This is a genomic window from Anaerorhabdus sp., assembly GCF_036657415.1.
Taxonomy (GTDB): Bacteria; Bacillota_I; Bacilli_A; order Erysipelotrichales; family Erysipelotrichaceae; genus Anaerorhabdus.
This window is the reverse complement of sequence record NZ_JAVXGL010000013.1, coordinates 18,969-39,830: the sequence shown is the minus strand read 5'-3', so window position 1 is coordinate 39,830 and position 20,862 is coordinate 18,969. Positions and strand designations below refer to the sequence as shown.

The window sequence follows — 20,862 nt, the reverse complement described above, 5'->3', positions numbered from 1 at the left end:
CACCACGAAAAAAATTAATAGGAGGAAAACAAAGATGGAATTAAAAGGATCTAAGACAGAACAAAATTTACAAGCAGCATTCGCTGGGGAAAGCCAAGCAAGAAATAAATATACTTATTTCGCACAAATGGCTCGTGCAGAAGGAATGGAACAAATCGCTGCAATTTTCGAAGAAACAGCTCGTAATGAACAAGAACATGCACGTTTATGGTTCCAAGCACTTCATGGAGATAAAATGCCTACAACAGCTGAAGGTTTAAAGATGGCTGCTGAAGGTGAAAACTATGAATGGACTGATATGTATGCAGGATTCGCAGCTACAGCTCGTGAAGAAGGTTTCACAAAAATTGCTGCTCAAATGGATATGGTAGCAAAAATTGAAAAAGAACATGAAGAAAGATACCTAGCTTTACTTAAAAATGTTGATGAAGGAACAGTATTCGCTAAAACAGATGCAGTTTTATGGCAATGTGAAATCTGCGGATACACAATGGAAAGCAAAACTGCTCCAGGTGCTTGTCCTCTTTGTGGATATCCTAAATCATTCTTTGAAGTTAAAAAATTTAACTATTAATTCTTAAAAAGGGTTTATGTTTACATAAGCTCTTTTTCTATGTTTTTGTGACTTAGTCACATTTCACAAAAATAAAGATTATATTAGTGGAAATTATTTTAAAGTAGAATTATTATAAAAATGTACCTGAGGTACATAAAGGAATCTTAAGAATTTCTAAAATCGATTAGATATAATCGATATCTAAAGACTCTAGAAGTATTTCTTAACTTTTAAAAAATTTGTTTAAACCGGTTTAGACAAAAATAGAAGTTGTGAAATTCAGAGGAGTTTATATGAATTACACTTTGGATTCTAGTTAGTGACCAAGTTTTGTTCTAGACACCTAGATTTTACTAAAACCTGTAATAAGCCAATACCCGGATATAGCAAAATACCTGTATGACTATTACCTAGTAATATTCTAATAACTGCGCAAATAACCTAGTATTATCCAAGAACAAGAGATATACTAAAGGCCTAGTAGTTATCTTATGTGCAAGAATGAAACTCTTATGTATCACAATTGAAAGTCATTATAGACTTAGGAGGTATCACATGGTTGATGACAAAAAAGTACAAGAAACCATAGACGAAACAACTGAAACGAAAGAAACTCAATACACTGCAAATCATTTCGTAGATAAAATTAATCTTGATGATTTAAGTGATGAGAAAGTAGCTTCCTATATTCAAGTTGTCGATGATAAGGGAAATGCAGTGGATGTGAAAGTTCTTAACTATACAGTCAAAAACAATAAGTTACTCGTTGAAGTATTATTGCCAAATGGTAAGCAAATGGAAGTTGATCTCAATGGAGAATCAGCAGATTGTTGCCCTGTAGAAGATAAGAAAACATTATACATTGCTGGAGGCGTAATTCTTGCATCAGTTTTAACAGTCGTAGGACTTCTGGCTCTTAAGAAAAGAAGAAAAGACTAAAGAAGGGAAATAATCCCTTCTTTTTCTTTATAAAGTTTTAATGGGTTTCATGAATACACTTACACATACTTAACAACTTCTATTCTATGCTAGAAGTATGAAAAGAGGGGTTAATATGTTTAAAGAATTTATGGGATTAGAACAAATGTTTGATAGAGCAATGGTAGATTTAGCGAAAAATCATCCATTCTTGTTGATACTATTTTCTTTCGTCATATTGCCAGCTTGTTTAATTATCGCAATATGCTCTGGAGTTCAAGTATTAGAGTTACTAATAAAATAGTTATCTTTATACAATCTTTATGTGACGGGATTTTTGTTTATAGAATATTAGGAGTGCATTTGATAAACTGGTAAGCATAAAGAAAACTTCTTGAAAGAGTGAATATGTGTCAATTAATGAAATAAGTATAAAATTTCTAAAATTGAAGTAAAGGATGATTCTTTTACTTCTTTAGTAATGTTATAGTAAAATTAGTTATAGTCAAAGACATGAGGTGAATTTCGTGGTTACTGATAGAGCAAACCCAGAAGACTTACTCCGTATGATACGAAGTAATAGCGATGAAAAGAAAAAAGGGAACTTAAAAATATTTTTTGGTTATGCTGCTGGAGTCGGTAAAACGTATTCAATGCTGATGGCCGCCCATGAAGCAAAAAGGCGTGGTGTAGATGTTGTGTGTGGCTATGTTGAACCTCATGCTCGTCCTCAAACAACTGCATTATTAGAAGGATTGGAAATGATTCCATCCAAAGAAATAGTCTATAATAATATAAAATTACATGAATTTGATCTTGATGCAACAATTAGACGGAGTCCTGAACTTGTACTTGTAGATGAACTAGCACATACAAATGTTGCAGGAAGTCGCCATGATAAACGATATCAAGATGTTGAAGAATTAATAAATATGGGGATTGATGTGTATACGACAATTAATGTCCAACACATTGAAAGTCTAAATGATGTAGTCGCATCAATCACGGGAGTCTTAGTAAGAGAAAGAATACCAGATAGTGTTTTTGATGGTGCAGATCAAGTAGGTTTAGTTGATATCGAACCACAAGAATTATTAACTCGTCTTAATGAAGGTAAAATATATCGTAATGAACAAGCACAGCGAGCATTAACTAATTTTTTTAATATCGAAAATTTAATAGCTTTAAGAGAAATTGCCTTACGACGATGTGCAGATCGTGTTAATAAAAGAGTAGAGGATGCCCGTTCAAAAAGTAGAAATGATTACTTTACAGAAGAACATATTCTTGTGTGCTTATCTTCTTCGCCAACAAACTCTAAAATCATTCGAACAGCGGCAAGAATGGCAAGTGCATTTAAAGGAAGACTAACAGCATTATTTGTCGAGACACCCGATTTTTCTTCAATGAGTGATGAAAATAGAAATCGTTTAAGAACGAATATGCGATTAGCTCAACAATTAGGAGCGACTCTTGAAATTGGTTATGGCGATGATATCGCAATGCAAATTGTTGAATTTTCACGCTTATCAGGTGTATCCAAAATTGTAATTGGAAGAAATAGTGCTAAACGAAGATTCTTCTTCAGTAAACCATCATTAATTGAAAAGCTATCAACGTATTCACCAAACCTCGATATCTATGTTATCCCAGATAAAGAAGTTGTACCCTATCAACAACGCAAAATGAAATTTGAACCAGTAGATTTCTTGTGGAAAGATTTTATTAAAAGTATTGGTATTCTTGCACTTACAACAATTATTGGTTTTTTCTTTTATGAGTTAAGATTTAGTGAAGCAAACATCATAACAATTTATATTTTAGCGGTCTTAGTTATCGCAATTGTAACAACACAAAGAATATATAGTTTAGTATCTTCGATTGTGAGTGTATTGATATTTAATTTCTTTTTCACAGATCCACGGTATACATTAAATGCCTATGATTCAGGATATCCTGTAACATTCTTGATTATGTTTATTGCGGCATTTATTACAGGAACATTGGCAGTAAAAATAAAGAAGAATGCAAAGAAGTCGGCACAAGTTGCATTTCGCACAAAAATACTTTTAGATACTAATCAATTATTACAAATGGAAAAAGACAAGGATGGAATTATTGCGGTCTTTGCGAATCAATTAATAAAATTGTTAGGAAAAGATATAATTGTTTATCTAGCAGATGGTGAAACACTTGCCGACCCAAAAATATTTTATGCTTCAGAATATGATAAAGACGATTCATGTTTAAGTGAAAATGAACGAGCAGTTGCAATGTGGTCATATAAAAACAACAAGCATTCAGGTGCTGCAACCAATACATTATCGAATGCGAAGTGTCATTATCTAGCAATTCGTGTCAAACAAAATGTATATGGTGTGTTAGGAATAAGAATGAAGGGTAATGAAATTCCAGATGCTTTTGAAAATAATATTATTCTATCAATTGCAGGTGAATGTGCATTGGCATTAGAAAATCAAAAAGTTGCGGAAGAAAAAGAACAGACTGCAATCTTAGCGAAAAACGAACAATTACGTGCAAACTTATTACGTTCAATATCTCATGATTTAAGAACACCACTCACATCAATATCAGGTAATGCGGGAGTATTGCTTGCGAGTGAAGAAAAATTAAGTGTCGAAAAACGAAGACAACTGTATACGGATATTTATGAAGATTCAATTTGGTTAATCAATTTGGTAGAAAATCTTTTGGCTGTCACAAAACTTGAGGATGGAACACTTCATTTGAAGATTACTGCTGAGCTGATTGATGAAGTGATTGATGAAGCATTACGACATATCAATCATCATAAGAGCGAACATGAAATTATAGTTCATGAGAATGATCAATTCATTTTAGCGATGATGGATGCGAAATTAATCGTGCAAGTTATTATTAATTTAGTTGATAATGCGATAAAATATACACCAGAAGGTTCAGTAATAAGTATAACTAGTTATAAACAAGATAAATTTGTAGTAGTAGAAGTTTCAGATAATGGACCAGGAATTAAAGATGAAGATAAGCCGAGAATATTTGATCGTTTCTATACAACTGTCACTAAAGTTGCGGATAGCCATCGCAGTTTAGGTTTAGGCTTAGCTTTGTGTAAATCAATTATCAATGTACATGGTGGTGAAATCACAGTAAAAGATAATAAACCGACAGGATCAACATTCAGATTCACATTACCGATTGAGGAGGTAGAGCTACATGATTAAACCATTAATTTTAGTTGTTGAAGATGATTCGGCAATTCGTAATCTAATAAGTACAACACTAGAGACACATGAGTATCGTTACCATGTTGCACCAAATGGACAAACCGCAATTTTGGAAGCATCTACCTATAATCCTGATATTGTTTTATTGGATTTGGGATTACCAGATATGGATGGGATAGAAGTTATCAAGAAGATAAGATCATGGTCCAATGTTCCAATTATTGTCTTGAGTGCTCGTTCTGAAGATAGTGATAAGATTGATGCGTTAGATGTTGGGGCAGATGATTATTTGACTAAGCCATTCTCAGTAGAAGAATTGCTTGCACGTTTAAGGGTAACGATTCGTCGATTGGTTGCTAATCAATCTGGTTTAGGCGTTGAACAAGCTATCTTTACCAATGGGGATTTACGTATTGATTATGCTGCGGGTTGTGCATATTTAAATAATGAAGAGGTGCATTTAACGCCGATTGAATATAAACTGCTTTGTTTATTATCAAAGAATGTGGGAAAAGTTCTAACTCATTCATTTATTACAAAAGAAATTTGGGGCAGTTCATGGGAAAGTGATGTTGCTTCACTACGCGTATTCATGGCTACATTGCGAAAGAAAATAAATAAAAAAGAGTCAGAACAACCAATGATTCAAACTCATGTTGGAGTTGGTTATCGTATGACTAAACTGTAGTCTAATGGAAAAACAAAAAACAAAGCGAAAATATCGTTTTGTTTTTTTATTTAGGAGCTAAATATCAGTTTCTATAAAATGGAGAGCGTATTTGTTCCAGTATGTTCTATATACCCTTGTATCCTGTGAATCAAAGTTTAATTGATACATACGAAAGGTTACAAGGATATTTTTGGGTTTCCATAACTCTTCATAGGAATATTGATAATGCATACCTAAATGTTTCATGACTTCTCCACTACGAAGATTCTTTACATCGTGGGTAGCCGTAATATAGGGTATGCCATCTTTTTTTATCTGTTCTAGTATAGCTTTTCCAGCTTCTGTTACTATACCTTTATGCCAGAATTTTTTACGTAGTCCGTAGCCGAGATCATGGCTTTCATCTGTACTTACATTAATATATCCAATGGGGATATCATCTGTTTTTAAACAGATAGCGTAATTATAACCTTCTTGTGACATATAGGTTTCTAGATATCGAGTGTTTAGAATCACTCTAGCTTCCTCTAAAGTCGATATGGGAAACCAGGGCAAATACATATTAGTTTCAAAATCACTAAATATCATTAGTAAAGCTTCAAGGTCATTTTCAGAAAATTTTCTTAACCGTAATCTTGGGGTTTCTAGGGTGGGAGTATTAACCATTATAATTTGTACCTCACTTTACTAATACGCATGTTGATAGTTGTATTGTATCACTCTTTAATGATATAAGTTTGCGAAAACACAGATGAAGCAAATTAAGAAAAATTGTAGATAGTAAAATAACGTACGTAAGACTTTAGTTATATGCTTAATATTAGGTAATCTTTATGAAATCTTAATACGGTTTCAAGAATACTTACTCTACGTTTATGAGTCATAATCTATTATTAATATATTATCCAAAGAAAGGGTGGTGAGTGGGTATCGATATTCTAGTTTTGCTAATATTAGCTATCTGCTTTGGACTTATTTACTTGTTAATTAAGTGGTTAAAGAAACAAATGAACCGTAACGACTAAGGGAGGAAGAAATGATTATTTTATTAGCTTTAATTGCAGTATGTCTTTGTTTGTATTTAGTGTATGCACTAGTAAATCCAGAGAAGTTTTAATCAATATATAGGAGGAAAACACAATGCTTCAAATCGCTTTGACGTTAATCGTATTTCTAATTATCGTCATACCAACAGGTCGTTATATGTATCACATTGCTGCAGGAAAGCGCACATTTGCTGATCCAGTATTTAATAGAATAGATAATTTCATTTATAAGATAAGTGGAATTAATCCAGCAGATGGAATGAATTGGAAACAATACGCGGTAGCCTTGATTGTAACTAATGCTGTTATGATTTTAATAGGGTATCTCATCTTAAGAATTCAAAGTATTCCTTTATTTAATCCGAATGGTATTTCAAATATGAATCCGGATTTAGCATTCAATACAATTATTAGTTTCATGACAAATACTAATCTACAACACTATTCTGGTGAAACCGGATTGAGTTATTTGTCACAAATGTTAGTTATCACATTCATGATGTTTGTCTCAGCTTCTAGTGGATATGCGGCATGTATCGCATTTATTCGTGGACTTGCAGGGAAAACAAAAGATGATATGGGGAACTTCTTTGTTGATTTAGTTCGTATCACAACACGAATCTTAATCCCATTTTCATTAATTGGAGGATTACTTCTTGTTTGGCAAGGTGTACCACAAAATTTTAGTGGAAACATAATTGCACAAACACTTGAAGGAACATATCAAGTCATTGCGACAGGACCTATCGCCGCAGTGGAAATTATCAAGCATTTAGGAACAAATGGTGGAGGATTCCTAGGTGCCAATTCATCTACTCCATTGGAAAATCCAACTATACTTACTAACTTGATTGAATTATGGTCAATGATGCTTCTTCCAGGCGCATGTGTCATCATGTTTGGCAAAATGGTTGCGGTAAATAGAGAAGGTAAAAAAGAAGGATTTATTGATAAGTTCTTCGGCCGTGAAGGATTTACGGTTTTCATGGCGATGAGTATATTATTCTTAATTGGTTTAGGTGTTTGTTTTTGGGCAGAAAGTCAAGGTAATCCAATTCTTGGAAATCTTGGTTTGAGTCAAGTGATGGGTAGTATGGAAGGAAAAGAAGTGCGATTTGGAATTGCACAATCGGCTCTGTTCACGACTACGACAACGTCATTTACAACTGGAACAGTCAACAACATGCATGATACATTAACTCCTCTTGGAGGTATGGTACCAATGCTTCATATGATGTTGAATGTTGTCTTTGGTGGTAAAGGTGTTGGTCTTATGAATATGATTATGTACGTCATTCTTGCGGTCTTTATTTGTGGACTAATGATTGGTCGTACTCCAGAATATTTAGGTAAGAAAATTGAAGGGCGCGAAATGAAATTAGTTGCGCTAACAATTATTATTCATCCGTTATTAATATTGGGGTTCTCAGCTCTTGCAGTATCACTCCAAAGTGGACTAGCAGGAATAACAAATCCTGGATTTCATGGTTTAAGTCAAGTCTTGTATGAGTTTGCTTCATCAGCTGCGAATAACGGTTCTGGCTTTGAAGGACTTGCAGACAATACATTGTTCTGGAATATATCAACAGGATTAGTTATGTTCTTTGGACGTTATTTATCAATTATGTTACAACTTGCGATTGCGGGATCATTGATGCGTAAGAATTTTGTGAATCAAACAGCTGGAAGTCTTCGTACAAATACAGTTTCATTCGCAATTATATTAGTTGTAGTTGTTTATATCTTTGCGGCGTTGACTTTCTTTCCATCGCTTGCATTAGGACCAATTGCGGAACATTTCGCACTTTGGGGTTAGGGAGACGAATATATATATGAACAAAAAGAATAAACAAAAGTTAATTACTTCAGATATTCTAAAACAATCAGTAGTTGGATCATTTGTGAAGTTAGATCCACGATATATGATAAAGAATCCAGTTATGTTCGTTGTTGAAGTTGGCTTTGTAATTACACTTGTATTATCTTTTGTACCTGATTTATTTGGGGATGTAGGAAGTAATTTAAGAGCATATAACATTATTGTGTCATTTGTTTTATTTATTACTTTATTATTCGCAAACTTTGCAGAATCAGTTGCGGAAGGCCGTGGCAAAGCACAGGCTGCAAGTCTAAAGAAGACACAAAAAGATACACAAGCACATTTACTATTACCAAATGGAACAGAAAAAATAGTATCATCTAGTGATTTACGTAAAGGTGATATTGTATTAGTTTCAATGGGTGAAATTATTCCAAGTGATGGAGAAGTTATTGAAGGTATTGCAACAGTAGATGAATCTGCAATCACAGGTGAATCAGCACCCGTAGTACGTGAATCAGGAGGTGACTTCTGTTCAGTTACTGGTGGGACAACAGTTGTATCGGATTGTCTAAAAATATGTGTTACTTCAGATCCAGGAAATAGCTTTCTCGATCGTATGATTGCATTAGTTGAAGGTGCTTCTCGTAAAAAGACACCAAATGAAATTGCGTTAAATACATTGCTTGTTTCACTTACAATTATCTTCTTGATTGTAATTATCACTTTATATCCTTTAGGGCTATACTCAGGGGTACAATTACAAACATCAACACTAATTGCTTTAGCCGTTTGTCTAATCCCAACAACAATTGGAGGATTATTATCAGCTATTGGTATTGCGGGTATGGATCGTGTAACACGTTTCAATGTTATCGCAATGTCTGGTAAAGCAGTTGAAGCATGTGGTGATGTGGATACAATGATTCTTGATAAGACAGGAACAATTACATTTGGAAACCGTCTAGCAGCTGACTTCTTAACAGTGGGTGATGCAGATAAAAAAGATTTAATTCGTTGTGCAGCTTTAACGAGTTTGCAAGATGAAACTCCTGAAGGAAAATCAACATTGAGTTTAGCTCGTTCAATGGGTGACAATAGTGAAGAAACAACAGGATCAGAATTCATTCAATTTACTGCTCAAACAAGAATGAGTGGTGTGGATTTACCTGATGGAACAAAAATAAGAAAAGGGGCATCGGATGCAATTGAAAAATATGTTCTTGCGGAAGATGGAACAATTCCAACAGACTTACGAGCACAAGTGGATAAAATTGCTTCTCTAGGTGGAACGCCTTTGACAGTTTGTGAAAACAATAAAATATTAGGTGTAATTTATTTAAAAGATACAGTTAAACCAGGTATGACAGGAAGATTTGAACGCTTGCGTGCAATCGGAATCAAAACAATTATGTGTACAGGGGATAACCCATTAACAGCTGCAACAATTGCGAAAGAAGCAGGAGTTGATGGTTTCATTGCAGAATGTAAACCAGAAGATAAAATAGATGTTATTAAAAAAGAACAAGCTGAAGGAAAAATAGTTGCGATGACGGGTGATGGTACAAATGATGCGCCAGCACTAGCACAAGCAAATGTTGGACTTGCGATGAATTCAGGAACTACTGCTGCTAAAGAAGCAGCAAATATGGTTGACTTGGATTCGGACCCAACAAAGATTCTTGAAGTTGTAGAAATAGGTAAACAATTATTAATCACTCGTGGAAGTTTAACAACATTCTCTATTGCGAATGATATTGCGAAATACTTTGCAATCATACCTGCAATGTTTATGCTTGCGATTCCAGAACTCGGTGTATTAAATATTATGCATTTATCAAGTCCATCTAGTGCAATATTATCAGCACTTATATTCAACGCTATTATTATTCCGTGTTTGATTCCCTTAGCTATGCGTGGGGTTAAATATCGTCCAATGTCATCAGGAAAAATGCTTGCGAAGAATATGTTGATTTATGGCTTAGGTGGAGTTATCACACCATTCATTGCTATTAAAATTATTGATATGATAATTTATCCATTATTAACAATGTTAGGACTATAGGAGGCTTTAGATGATGAATAAATCAAAAGGAAAAATGATAAAAGGATTACGACAAGCACTTATGGTATCAGTGTCCTTGCTTGTAATATGTGGATTACTATTTCCACTTGTATTGAGTGGTATATCTGCGATATTATTTCCACACCAAGCCAATGGTAGTACCATCGAAGTTAACGGTGAAATAATTGGGGCAGAGTTTGTTGGTCAAGATTTTACAAAAGAGTATTTCATGAAATGTAGACCTTCGGCTTATCAATATAACACGTATACAATTGATGAAAATGGAAATGAAGTATACAATGATGGAACAGAATTTGCAGGACTTGCATCAGGGTCAAATAACTATAGTGCAACAAACCCTGCATTAGCAGAACGAGTTGAGAAAGATATTCAAGAATTTTTGGATGCTAATCCAAGCATTCGTATAGAAGATATACCAACAGATTTGTTGACTGCTTCAGGGTCAGGATTAGATCCACACATTTCTCCAGCTTCTGCAAAAGTACAAATTCCAGCGATTGCGAAAGCATCTGGATTAACACAAGAACAACTTCAACAAATTGTTGATAAAAATACAACAGGTAAATTGTTTGGTGTACTTGGAGAAGAAGTTACTAATGTAGTAAAAGTAAACTTAGATATTGCCCAAGCAATGGGGATTATAAGCAAATAAAAAACTTCAATTTATAATTGAAGTTTTTTATTATTCAACAACAACCGCTGTTCCAGAAGCTGTAACCATTAACATACCATTGTCAGCACCTAAGACCTCATAATCAAAATCTAGACCAACTACAGCATTTGCGCCAACACGGGTAGCATTTTCTATAATTTCTCTTAAAGCTTGTTGACGTGCTTCTACAAGCTCACTTTCGTATCCTTCTGAGCGTCCGCCAAAAAAGTTTCTCAATCCTGCACCAATATCTTTAACAAAATTAACACCTGTAATAACTTCGCCAAATACAATACCTTTATAATCAACAATTTTCTTTCCTTCGATTGAAGGTGTGGTAGTAACTATCATTTTTTGTTCTCCTTTTTTCTTAATTATAAACACTATTTAAAAAATATACAAAAAAAAGGTATCCGAAGACACCCCGTTTTTAGATTCAATATAACTAAATTTTAGTAACGTTAGAAGCTTGAGGACCACGTTCACTAACTGTTACGTCAAAGTTAACTGCTTGTCCTTCGTCTAAAGATTTGAATCCGTCAGTTTGGATTGCTGAGAAGTGAACAAAGATGTCTTGTCCGTCATCACCAGTGATAAATCCATAACCTTTTTCTGCATTGAACCATTTTACCTTACCTGTACTCATTTTGTACCTCCATTACTGTATCGCAACTCTATAAAAAAACACATCTCAATCAAATCCTTGATCTCAATGTGAAATCCGATGTTGCTTGAATACGTTTTCATAATAGCATGCTAAAGGTGTCGTGTCAAACTAATATCATGTAAAGAACAAGTAAAATAGCGTTTTTGGTACGAATATGCTCATTAGTGAGATAAATGGAACACAATTATGATTACTTGTGAACAACACTAATAGAACAACATCTTATGTAGAACGTAATAAGATTCGATAATTCGTAATTCTTTGTAAATACCGAAATGTCGCTTATAATGAAACTATGAAAAAAATTATGATGGTATGCCATGGCAACATATGCAGAAGTCCAATGGCGGAGTATGTAATGAAAGATTATATACGAAAGAAAAAAGTAGATGAAGAAATAGTAGTAGATAGTTGTGGAACAAGCACCGAAGAAATTGGAAATGGAATTCATCAAGGGACAAAGAAAATTTTAGAGAAACATCATATTCCATATGATAATCATCGTGCTAAACAAGTTACACAAAAAGACTACGATACTTTTGATGTATTTTATTGTATGGATGATTTCAATTTACAAAATATGCTTAGAATATTTAAAGGCGATCCTCTTAAAAAAATTGAAATGTTGATTCCTAATAAGAATATTGCAGATCCTTGGTATACCGGAGATTTTGAAATAACATACAAAGATGTGGTTGATGGTTGTAAGAGAAGATTATCAGAAATAATTGCAGACTTAGATAAGTAGATTTATGAATATTTCGCTAACAAGTAGGTGGACAAATGAATAAGTACTTAGTATTTGTAGAAGAAAAGAAAAAGCAAATTCAAGACAGTGTAAAAAATAAGTCCGAGAAACAATTAGAATATTGTATGGATTTACTTGAATTAGCAACTAAACAAAGTGATGACTTAAACATAGGGTATGCTTATGTTTGGATAGCGGATTATTATTTTTATACTGTCTTCGATATGGAAAACACTTCTAAAAATTTAGAACTTGCATATCCTCATATAATACTAAGCAAAGATTATGAATTACTAATTAACTACTATCGATTAAAAGGATTAGAAGATGAAGCGCTTGGTAATTATGTAGATAAAGTTAAATGCTATCTCGAAATTTTAGCGATAATGAAGAAAACAGGAATAGATGATTATTATGCAATTTGTTATGGGAATATAGCAATCTCATTTCAACAATCTCAAGACTATGAAGAAGGTTTAAAATATTGTCGAATGAGTGAAGCGTATTTTAAGACAAAAGAAGATCGCTATGTAAATATTCAATATTTGATACTACAAAATAATATTGGAGATAATTTATATCATTTGAAAAACATTGAAGACTTAGAGAAGTGTATTGAAGAGATTAGAAAAATAAATGATGAGGTTGGTTTAAAAAAACAAATTCTAGCACTTACATTATTGCGGTATAATTCATTGATTAAAAATGAAGAAAGAGTTGAAGCAAGTATAAAAGAATTATATGACTCTGAAATATTTAATCATTCTAATATCATATTAAAACTTGAATTCTTAGAGAGAATGTTGGAGTGTGCACTCAATATAAAAAGTGAAATACTATGTATTCAATTATTAGAAAAAATTGATAAAATTATTCCTCAAAAAAATCAGAATATAGATATTAACTTACAATTGAATAAAGTGAAATATAGTCTTTTATTTGATGAAAAAGCAGTTGATCAAAGATATAAAGATTTTTATGAAAACTATAAAATGATTAGTCGTAATAGAAATGATAGTACAATAAATGCAATTAATAATATTCAAGCAATAAGTAAAATTAATGCTCGTCAAAAAGAGATAGAAGAAGCAAATGAGTCATTACGAACAGAAGCAATTCTAGATGGCCTAACAGGTTTATATAATCGTAGATATTTAAATGAAGTAAGAAAAATAATTACTGAAAATAATATATCTGAAATTGGAATGGCAATTATTGATGTGGATTATTTTAAAGAATATAACGATTTCTATGGTCATGTGAAAGGTGATGAAGTATTAGTCACAATCGCAACGATTATGAAAAATAAATCAACGGATAAAATTATTCCATGCCGCTATGGTGGCGATGAATATTTTGTTATCTTCTTTGATAAAACAAGTGATGAAATAAATAACTGGTTACAAAATATTTCGAGTATATTGGAGAGTGAAAATGTGGAACACTTGTATTCTAAATGTTCGGATCACATTACATTGTCAATGGGGTTTGATGTTAGAACTGTTGCCGAAAACTTGAATTATATGGATATTTTTGAGAAAGCAGATATTGCAGTTTATTTTTCAAAAAGAAGTGGTAGAAACCAGATAATGCAATATAGTAAAGGCAGAAAATAAATATGATGGGAAAATATCAAGAAGTTATAGAATATCAAATTCAACAAATCGATAGTTATTTTTTAAATGATATTACAAAAACAAAAGATGCTGCTGAAGAATTATTAAGAATTTCAAATATGATTAATTATGACTATGGCAAAGCATATGGATTTACGTATTTGGCATACTATTATATTTATACGCAAAAAGGTGAAGTAGTAAATTATACTCTTCAACGAGCTGAAGAGTTACTTGATACAAGTGAAGTAGAATTACTTGCAGACATACATATTATAAGAGGAATATACTATAAAAATATCAGTAATGAATATGCTGCTGCAAAAGAGTTCTTAGATACAATAGAATTAGCTGAGAAGAATAACTATGAGGAAGGATTATCATTTGCCTACTTGCAGCTGGGTTTAATTTATAAAAGTTTGGGAGATCAAAACAAAACGAATAGTTACTTGAAAAGAGCATTGAAAGAAGTTAAAAAAACAAGTAGTGTGAGAGGACGTTTAATCGCAAAGCAATGTTATCGTGAAAACATTTTATATTTCTGTGAAAAACGAAAATTGTCTCAAGCAAAAATATACATGAAAGAAATGGATAGTATAAATGAATCTAGATATGACTTTGATGTTGAAGTATTACATTGCATTATTAAAGCAATGGAAGATTTACCTTTTGTAGAAGATAGTAAACAATTTATTAATGAAATAAGGCAATATCCAAAAGATAAATTATTTTTATTTGATAGTATAACGTATATGGCAGAATTATTAATTAAATTTAGAGACAAAGATTTATCTACACAATGCTTGGAAATATTAAATGAAGAACTTTTAAAATCTAAATTTAATCAAAATATAAAAGTCATTCAACTGAGGATAGATTATCAAGAATATTTTAATGTTAAATTAGAAGAAAATCCGTATAAAGAATTTTACGAATTAATTAAATCAAAATTAAAAACAGATAATAAAGTAACATCTACAAATTTGAAAAATGAAATTTTAGTTTATGAACTAAATGAAAAGAGTGCTATTGAAAAAGAAAAGAATTATAGTTTAAGAAAGTTAGCAAACATTGATGATTTAACAGAGATTTATAATCGAAGTTATCATGATAAATTTATAAGTAAATTAGAACACAATAACACGATAAACAGAATTGGTTATGTAATGATCGATTTGGACCATTTCAAAGAGTTTAATGATAATTATGGACACATGAAAGGTGATGAAGTTCTGCGTGATGTCAGCAAAGTTTTATTAAAAAATAGTCAAGATAATACTCTTATTTGTAGATATGGTGGGGATGAATTTGTAGCTATATGTACAAACATGTATGATGAGGAGATAGAAACATTTATTAAAAAAATTCAAACAGAATTAGCCGAAAAAGGATTAGTACATGAATATAGTCCAGTTGAAAAGAAAATTACAATCTCAATTGGCTATGATAATCAAAAAGTAGACCAACATTTTGATATAACAAGTCTAATTGATCGCGCAGACAAAGCATTGTATGAATCCAAAAGACAAGGTCGTAATACATGGATGCGTTTTGTTGAAGATATCAAAGGACAATAATTCTTTACATCAAATGATTTCCTATATATAATAACGGTACAAGCAAAGAAGAGAAGAGTAGTAATTGCCGGAAAAATAGAGAACATATGCTTGGTGGAAATATGTGTGAAGGTAATGATGAAGATGGTCTTGGAGCTGTTTATCTGATAGGTAAGATAAAACGAGTCTTCGCGTTAAGAAGTTTGAGTGTATACAAGAAATTGTATAAAATAAGGTGGTACCACGCTAATAACGTCCTTTGTGAGGGCGTTTTTATATTTTAGGAGGAATGAAACATGGAAAATAAAGGAAAGTATTATATAACGACTGCAATTGCGTATACTTCAGGTAAACCGCATATTGGTAATGTGTATGAAATTGTATTGGCAGATGCGATTGCCCGTTATAAAAGAATGGTTGGTTATGATGTTCGTTTCCAAACAGGGACAGATGAACATGGTCAAAAAATTGAAGATAAGGCAAAAGCTGCAAACAAATCTCCTCAACAATTTGTGGATGAAATTGCGGATATCATTAAAGGACAATTTGATACGATGAATGTATCTTATGATAAGTTCATGCGTACAACTGATCCTTATCATGAAAAACAAGTTCAAAAGATTTTTAAGAAACTCTATGAACAAGGTGATATCTATAAATCAGAATATGAGGGATTGTATTGCAAGCAATGTGAAGCTTTCTTTACAGAATCACAACTGGTTGATGGTAAATGCCCTGATTGTGGTCGTGATGTAGAAATCGCAAAAGAAGAAGCATATTTCTTTAAAATGAGTAAATACGCTGATCGTTTAATGAAGCATATTGAAGATCATCCTAGCTTTATTCAACCAGAATCACGTAAAAATGAAATGGTAAACAATTTTATCAAACCAGGATTACAAGATTTGTGTGTTTCTCGTACATCATTTAAATGGGGAATTCCGGTAGATTTCGATCCTAAACATGTTGTTTATGTTTGGATTGATGCACTTACAAACTATATTACTGGATTAGGGTTTGATTTAGATGGTAATCATGATGAGCTATTCAAAAAGTATTGGCCGGCAGATGTACATTTAATTGGTAAAGATATTTTACGTTTCCATACAATTTATTGGCCAATTATGTTGATGGCATTAGATATTGAATTGCCGAAACAAGTATTTGGTCATCCTTGGCTACTTGTAGGTGAAGGCAAGATGAGTAAATCAAAAGGAAATGTAATTTATGCGGATGATTTATGTCGTTACTTTGGTGTTGATGCAGTGCGTTATATCATGTTGCATGAAATGCCATTTGCACAAGATGGAACGATTACTTACGAACTAATGATTGAACGCATTAACTCAGATCTTGCGAATATTTTTGGAAATCTTGTCAATCGTACAATTACGATGAGCAATAAGTATTTTGGCGGTCTAGTTGAGAATACAAACTGTAAAGGTGAATTTGATGATGAATTAATTCAAGTCGCAAAAGAAACAGTAAGCAAAGTTAATAAGAAAATGGATGAATTAAAAGTTGCAGATGCAATTGATGAAATCATTACATTATTAAGAAGAAGTAACAAATATATTGATGAAACGACACCATGGACTTTAGGCAAAGACGAAGCTCAACATGAACGTTTAAAAACAGTGCTTTATAATTTATTAGAAAGCATTCGTATTGCGGCAGTATTAATTAAACCGTTCTTACCTGAAACATCAGAAAAGATTTTAAATCAATTGAATACTAATCAAAAAGACTATGACTCAATTCTTGAATTTGGGAATCTTGAACAAGGTATTCATGTAACCGATAAACCAGAAATTTTATTTGCTCGCTTAGATGAAAAAGAAATGTTAGAAAAAATTGAAGCTGAGACAGTAAGACCACAAGTTAAGGTGTCTAAACTGCCAGAAATTACAATTGAAGATTTTGCGAAAGTTGAAATGGTTGTAGGACAAGTAATATCATGTGAAAAACATCCAAAAGCAGATAAACTTCTTGTTTCTCAAATTGATATTGGAGGCGAAGTAAGACAAATCGTTTCCGGAATTGCGACGAGCTATAAACCAGAAGATATGGTAGGTAAAAAAGTGTGTGTCATTATTAATTTAAAACCAGCTAATCTACGTGGAGTGGAATCACAAGGTATGATTCTTGCAGGGGCAACTGATAAACAAATAGAAGTATTAAGTATTCAAGACTTACCAATTGGAACGCAAGTTAAATAAAGCCTGATAAATCAGGTTTTATTTATGAATAGACTTTTAATACTGGGTAAATTATTAACTAGATTAATAACTTAAATAAAATTCCAATATGATTAAGTATTGGACACATTTATAAAAAAGCAATAAGAATAAGATAGTAATAATTGAAGAATTCATTAAATAAACTTATTCTAGAATAGACAATAGACCAAGTAGGAGGGACTAAATGAGAAGGAGAGGGTTTACACTCATTGAGTTGATTGTGGTAATAGCAGTATTAGCAGTATTGGCTTTATTATTAGTACCACAAATCACAGGATACATTGAAGAATCAAAAGCACGAACATGTGAATCAAATCGGAAACTGGTAGAACGAGCTTTAATTATTTCAAAAGCACAAGATGAGGATACAGTAATTACAACCTTGGATGAATTAGCACAAAATAACAATGGTTATTATACAGGTGGTAAAGTTTGTCCAGATGGGAATCAAAATATCACAATTAAAGGTACTAAAGTAAGTTGTAGCAAACATGGGGATACCACGGGTGGAAGTCCAACGGATGTTCCAGAGAACCCTGGTGTAGAAAATACAACGAGTGGATTTACAATTGATAATAAATTTGTTTCAACTGTTATTGATAAAGATTTTGTTACAGCAGTTTTTGGTAAAGGTAATAGTTGGGATGGTATCGACTTAAAAGATGGTGATGTTTTATACTGGGAAGGTAGATACTACATCACACATAATGCTCAAAGTCCAAGTAACAGCTGGAGTGAACAAAGAAGAAAAGAATATCTTAATAATCCAAATTACTGTGTAGAAATAAATTTATCAAAAGTTCATGAAAATAAGAACGACTTAAATCGAGGGGATATTTATAAAGAAAATGGAGAATACTATATTTTCTTTCCAAGAAGTAGTACAAATAAAGATGATGTAAGTAATTATCAAAAATTAAAAATAAAATAGTTATAAAGAAAACAGGGGGAACAAGATGAAAACACTTGAAACCGAAAGGTTATGGTTGAGGCCATGGAAAGAATCTGACATCGATGATTTTTTTGGATATGCATCCATGGAGGGTTTAGGTGAATTCGCAGGTTGGCCACCCCATAAATCTATTGAAGAATCTAAACAAATTCTTCAACAATTTATTGAAAGCAATCAAGAATATGCAGTTGTTTGTAAATCAAACAATAAAGCAATTGGTTCAATTGCAGCGCATAACAAAAAACTAGATGCATACAAGGAACTAGATCAAAGAATGCTAGGGTATTGTTTGAATAAAGATTACTGGGGTCAAGGAATTATGACAGAGGCAGTGAGTCGACTTCATGAATATCTTTTTAATGATGTTGGCATTGATATGTTATGGGTGGAACACTTTCTAGAAAATAATCGCTCAAAGAATGTAATTCTTAAAACAGGATACGAATATACGTGTGATTCAATATATAATGCGGAAGCATTAAATAAACAATTTAATTGTCATCAATACATTTTGACAAAAGAAAAATTTCAAAAGATAAATGGTATTAAAAAAGAATTTCCAATTCTTGAATTTGATGAAAATGAAGTAGCATTTATAAATCCTTCAATCCTAGTAGATAAATATAAACCGTTTCCAGAAAGACTAGTTGTATGCTTTTTTCATGAGGTAATCGATCGATTAGTGGATGAAGGAAAACTGGAATTATATGAAGTGATAGAAGGAGAAAATAAAGTCTATCTCTATAAATTCATCACTGAAGATTGTCTTGTTGTAAAAGGATATGTTGGTGGTGCAGGTTGCGGTGGCGAAGTTGAAGAATGTATCGCACTAGGCTCAAAACAAATTACTTTCTGTGGTGGTGCTGGATCATTGCATCCTGATATTACGGTAGGGAAAATTGTAGTCATTAATGCAGCTGTAAGAGATGATGGTTTATCCTATCACTATATGAAACCAAGCCGTGAGGTTTATGCGAATGAAGAAATTCTAACATTTACACAAAATTATTTGGACAAAAATAACATCGAGTATGTAACGGGAAAAGTTTGGACAACAGATGCATTTTATCGTGAAACAAAAGATAAAATTCAACTGCGTAGTAAAGAGAATTGTCTTATGGTTGAGATGGAACAAGCTGGTTTATTAGCACTAACTCAATTTAGAAAAGTTAATTATATTGCTTTGATTTATGGTGGCGATGATTTGACAAAAGAAGAATGGGATCAAAGATCTTGGAAAGATCGTAAAGATGTAAGAGAAGATTTACTATATCTATGTAAAGATTTGTCTAAAGAAATGGCTGAAAATTTTAGAGGATAATCAATGGGTAAAATGTGGAATCTATGGCATGGTTGTCATAAAAAAAGTGAAGGTTGCTTGAATTGTTATATGTTCCGTGGTGATGCAAGACATGGGAGAATGGATTCTGAGAATGTGCATAAAACAAGTACATTCAATGCGCCAATTCAAAAGACTAGAAAAGGTGAATATAAAATCAAATCAGGTTCTATGGTTTGGACGTGTTTTTCATCTGACTTTTTTGTAGAAGAAGCAGATGAGTGGCGTGATGAAGCATGGGCAATGATGAAAGAACGAAGTGACTGCGAATTTTTCTTTATCACCAAACGTCCAGAAAGAATTAAAGAACACTTACCAAATGATTGGAATGATGGATATGATAATGTATGGATTGCGGTAACTTGTGAAAATCAAAAGCGTGCGGATGAGCGTTTACCTATTTTTAAAGAACTTCCAATTAAGAAGAAAAGTATTATTTGTGAACCAATGTTAGAAAAAGTAGATTTTTCAAAATATTTAGATAATACAATTGTACAGGTTGTCTGTGGTGGCGAATCTGGATATGAAGCAAGACCATGTAACTATGATTGGATATTAGATGTACGTAGACAATGCCATGAAAAAGGAGTTCCATTTTGGTTTAAGCAAACAGGTTATCGATTTATAAAAGACGAAAAATTATATATAATTCCGCGAAAATTTCAACACAGCCAAGCAAGAAAAGCAAATTTATAAGCCGATAAACTCGGCTTTTTTGTTTGAATGAAAAAGAATAATATTATTTTCATAAGAAAGTTGACATGGGATGT

At 32.5% G+C, this 20,862-nt stretch carries 19 protein-coding genes and 1 other annotated feature; of the genes, 16 read left to right on the top strand and 3 right to left on the bottom strand.

The genetic code is table 11. The annotated features are described in order from the left end of the window. The first annotated feature begins 34 nt into the window (after positions 1 to 34). The 5 genes from rbr (at position 35) to RSB60_RS03315 (ending at position 5,389) form a co-directional block, all read left to right on the top strand. A complete protein-coding gene (rbr, locus tag RSB60_RS03335; protein ID WP_323382374.1) occupies positions 35 to 574 on the top strand; it encodes a rubrerythrin in 540 nt (179 codons plus the stop codon). A 537-nt stretch (positions 575 to 1,111) separates the two neighbouring features. Beyond that, positions 1,112 to 1,495, top strand: a complete 384-nt coding sequence (locus tag RSB60_RS03330; RefSeq protein WP_323382375.1) for a hypothetical protein — start codon at positions 1,112 to 1,114, stop codon at positions 1,493 to 1,495. A 115-nt stretch (positions 1,496 to 1,610) separates the two neighbouring features. Next, complete coding sequence (locus tag RSB60_RS03325; RefSeq protein ID WP_323382165.1) at positions 1,611 to 1,778, top strand: hypothetical protein; 168 nt, start codon at positions 1,611 to 1,613, stop codon at positions 1,776 to 1,778. Positions 1,779 to 2,001: 223 nt separating this feature from the next. Continuing rightward, positions 2,002 to 4,698 carry a sensor histidine kinase KdpD gene (locus tag RSB60_RS03320; protein WP_332614533.1) on the top strand — a complete coding sequence of 899 codons (2,697 nt, stop codon included), beginning with the start codon at positions 2,002 to 2,004 and terminating at the stop codon, positions 4,696 to 4,698. Then, positions 4,691 to 5,389 (top strand): response regulator transcription factor, encoded by a 699-nt coding sequence (locus RSB60_RS03315; protein ID WP_323382163.1) that lies wholly within the window; start codon positions 4,691 to 4,693, stop codon positions 5,387 to 5,389. The genes RSB60_RS03320 and RSB60_RS03315 overlap by 8 nt, the downstream gene beginning before the upstream one ends. Positions 5,390 to 5,446: 57 nt before the next feature. On the opposite strand, the gene RSB60_RS03310 is transcribed toward RSB60_RS03315, so the two are convergent. Continuing rightward, positions 5,447 to 6,037, bottom strand: a complete 591-nt coding sequence (locus RSB60_RS03310; RefSeq protein WP_323382161.1) for a GNAT family N-acetyltransferase — start codon at positions 6,035 to 6,037, stop codon at positions 5,447 to 5,449. Between the two features lie 370 nt (positions 6,038 to 6,407). On the opposite strand from RSB60_RS03310, the gene kdpF reads away from it, so the two are divergent. Genes kdpF through kdpC form a run of 4 tightly spaced genes read left to right on the top strand, consistent with a single transcriptional unit; the run spans position 6,408 to position 10,974 of the window. Continuing rightward, entirely contained in the window at positions 6,408 to 6,488 is an 81-nt protein-coding gene (gene kdpF, locus RSB60_RS11445) for a K(+)-transporting ATPase subunit F (RefSeq protein WP_442878180.1), read from the top strand. A gap of 23 nt (positions 6,489 to 6,511) precedes the next feature. Continuing rightward, positions 6,512 to 8,233, top strand: coding sequence for a potassium-transporting ATPase subunit KdpA (kdpA, locus tag RSB60_RS03305; protein WP_332476139.1), 1,722 nt, complete (start codon positions 6,512 to 6,514; stop codon positions 8,231 to 8,233). Positions 8,234 to 8,249: 16 nt separating this feature from the next. Beyond that, positions 8,250 to 10,301: a potassium-transporting ATPase subunit KdpB gene (kdpB, locus tag RSB60_RS03300; protein WP_332614530.1), complete on the top strand. Its 2,052-nt coding sequence runs from the start codon at positions 8,250 to 8,252 to the stop codon at positions 10,299 to 10,301. 13 nt (positions 10,302 to 10,314) lie between these two features. Further along, complete coding sequence (gene kdpC / locus RSB60_RS03295) at positions 10,315 to 10,974, top strand: potassium-transporting ATPase subunit KdpC (protein WP_332491138.1); 660 nt, start codon at positions 10,315 to 10,317, stop codon at positions 10,972 to 10,974. 30 nt (positions 10,975 to 11,004) lie between these two features. Here the strand turns inward: kdpC and RSB60_RS03290 are convergent, their stop codons facing one another. Next, positions 11,005 to 11,325 carry a putative heavy metal-binding protein gene (locus RSB60_RS03290; RefSeq protein ID WP_323382157.1) on the bottom strand — a complete coding sequence of 107 codons (321 nt, stop codon included), beginning with the start codon at positions 11,323 to 11,325 and terminating at the stop codon, positions 11,005 to 11,007. 94 nt (positions 11,326 to 11,419) lie between these two features. Further along, positions 11,420 to 11,620, bottom strand: coding sequence for a cold-shock protein (locus RSB60_RS03285; RefSeq protein ID WP_323382156.1), 201 nt, complete (start codon positions 11,618 to 11,620; stop codon positions 11,420 to 11,422). Positions 11,621 to 11,936: 316 nt separating this feature from the next. Between RSB60_RS03285 and RSB60_RS03280 the strand changes: the two genes are divergently transcribed. The 7 genes from RSB60_RS03280 to RSB60_RS03250 all read left to right on the top strand — a co-directional run bounded on the left by RSB60_RS03280 (position 11,937) and on the right by RSB60_RS03250 (position 20,788). Then, positions 11,937 to 12,389, top strand: a complete 453-nt coding sequence (locus RSB60_RS03280) for a low molecular weight protein-tyrosine-phosphatase (protein ID WP_323382155.1) — start codon at positions 11,937 to 11,939, stop codon at positions 12,387 to 12,389. A 35-nt stretch (positions 12,390 to 12,424) separates the two neighbouring features. Beyond that, positions 12,425 to 14,005 carry a GGDEF domain-containing protein gene (locus tag RSB60_RS03275; RefSeq protein WP_332614522.1) on the top strand — a complete coding sequence of 527 codons (1,581 nt, stop codon included), beginning with the start codon at positions 12,425 to 12,427 and terminating at the stop codon, positions 14,003 to 14,005. Between the two features lie 2 nt (positions 14,006 to 14,007). Then, positions 14,008 to 15,582 (top strand): tetratricopeptide repeat-containing diguanylate cyclase, encoded by a 1,575-nt coding sequence (locus RSB60_RS03270; protein WP_332614518.1) that lies wholly within the window; start codon positions 14,008 to 14,010, stop codon positions 15,580 to 15,582. Between the two features lie 36 nt (positions 15,583 to 15,618). Further along, positions 15,619 to 15,824, top strand: a binding site (T-box leader). Positions 15,825 to 15,857: 33 nt separating this feature from the next. Then, complete coding sequence (gene metG / locus RSB60_RS03265) at positions 15,858 to 17,780, top strand: methionine--tRNA ligase (RefSeq protein WP_332614516.1); 1,923 nt, start codon at positions 15,858 to 15,860, stop codon at positions 17,778 to 17,780. A gap of 205 nt (positions 17,781 to 17,985) precedes the next feature. Next, the gene (locus tag RSB60_RS03260) at positions 17,986 to 18,732 is read left to right on the top strand and encodes a prepilin-type N-terminal cleavage/methylation domain-containing protein (RefSeq protein ID WP_323382151.1); all 747 of its coding nucleotides are present in this window, start codon (positions 17,986 to 17,988) and stop codon (positions 18,730 to 18,732) included. Positions 18,733 to 18,757: 25 nt separating this feature from the next. After that, on the top strand, positions 18,758 to 20,074 hold the full coding sequence (locus RSB60_RS03255; RefSeq protein ID WP_332614513.1) for a GNAT family N-acetyltransferase: 1,317 nt from the start codon (positions 18,758 to 18,760) through the stop codon (positions 20,072 to 20,074). Between the two features lie 3 nt (positions 20,075 to 20,077). After that, complete coding sequence (locus RSB60_RS03250) at positions 20,078 to 20,788, top strand: DUF5131 family protein (protein WP_332614511.1); 711 nt, start codon at positions 20,078 to 20,080, stop codon at positions 20,786 to 20,788. The last annotated feature ends 74 nt before the right edge of the window (positions 20,789 to 20,862 follow it).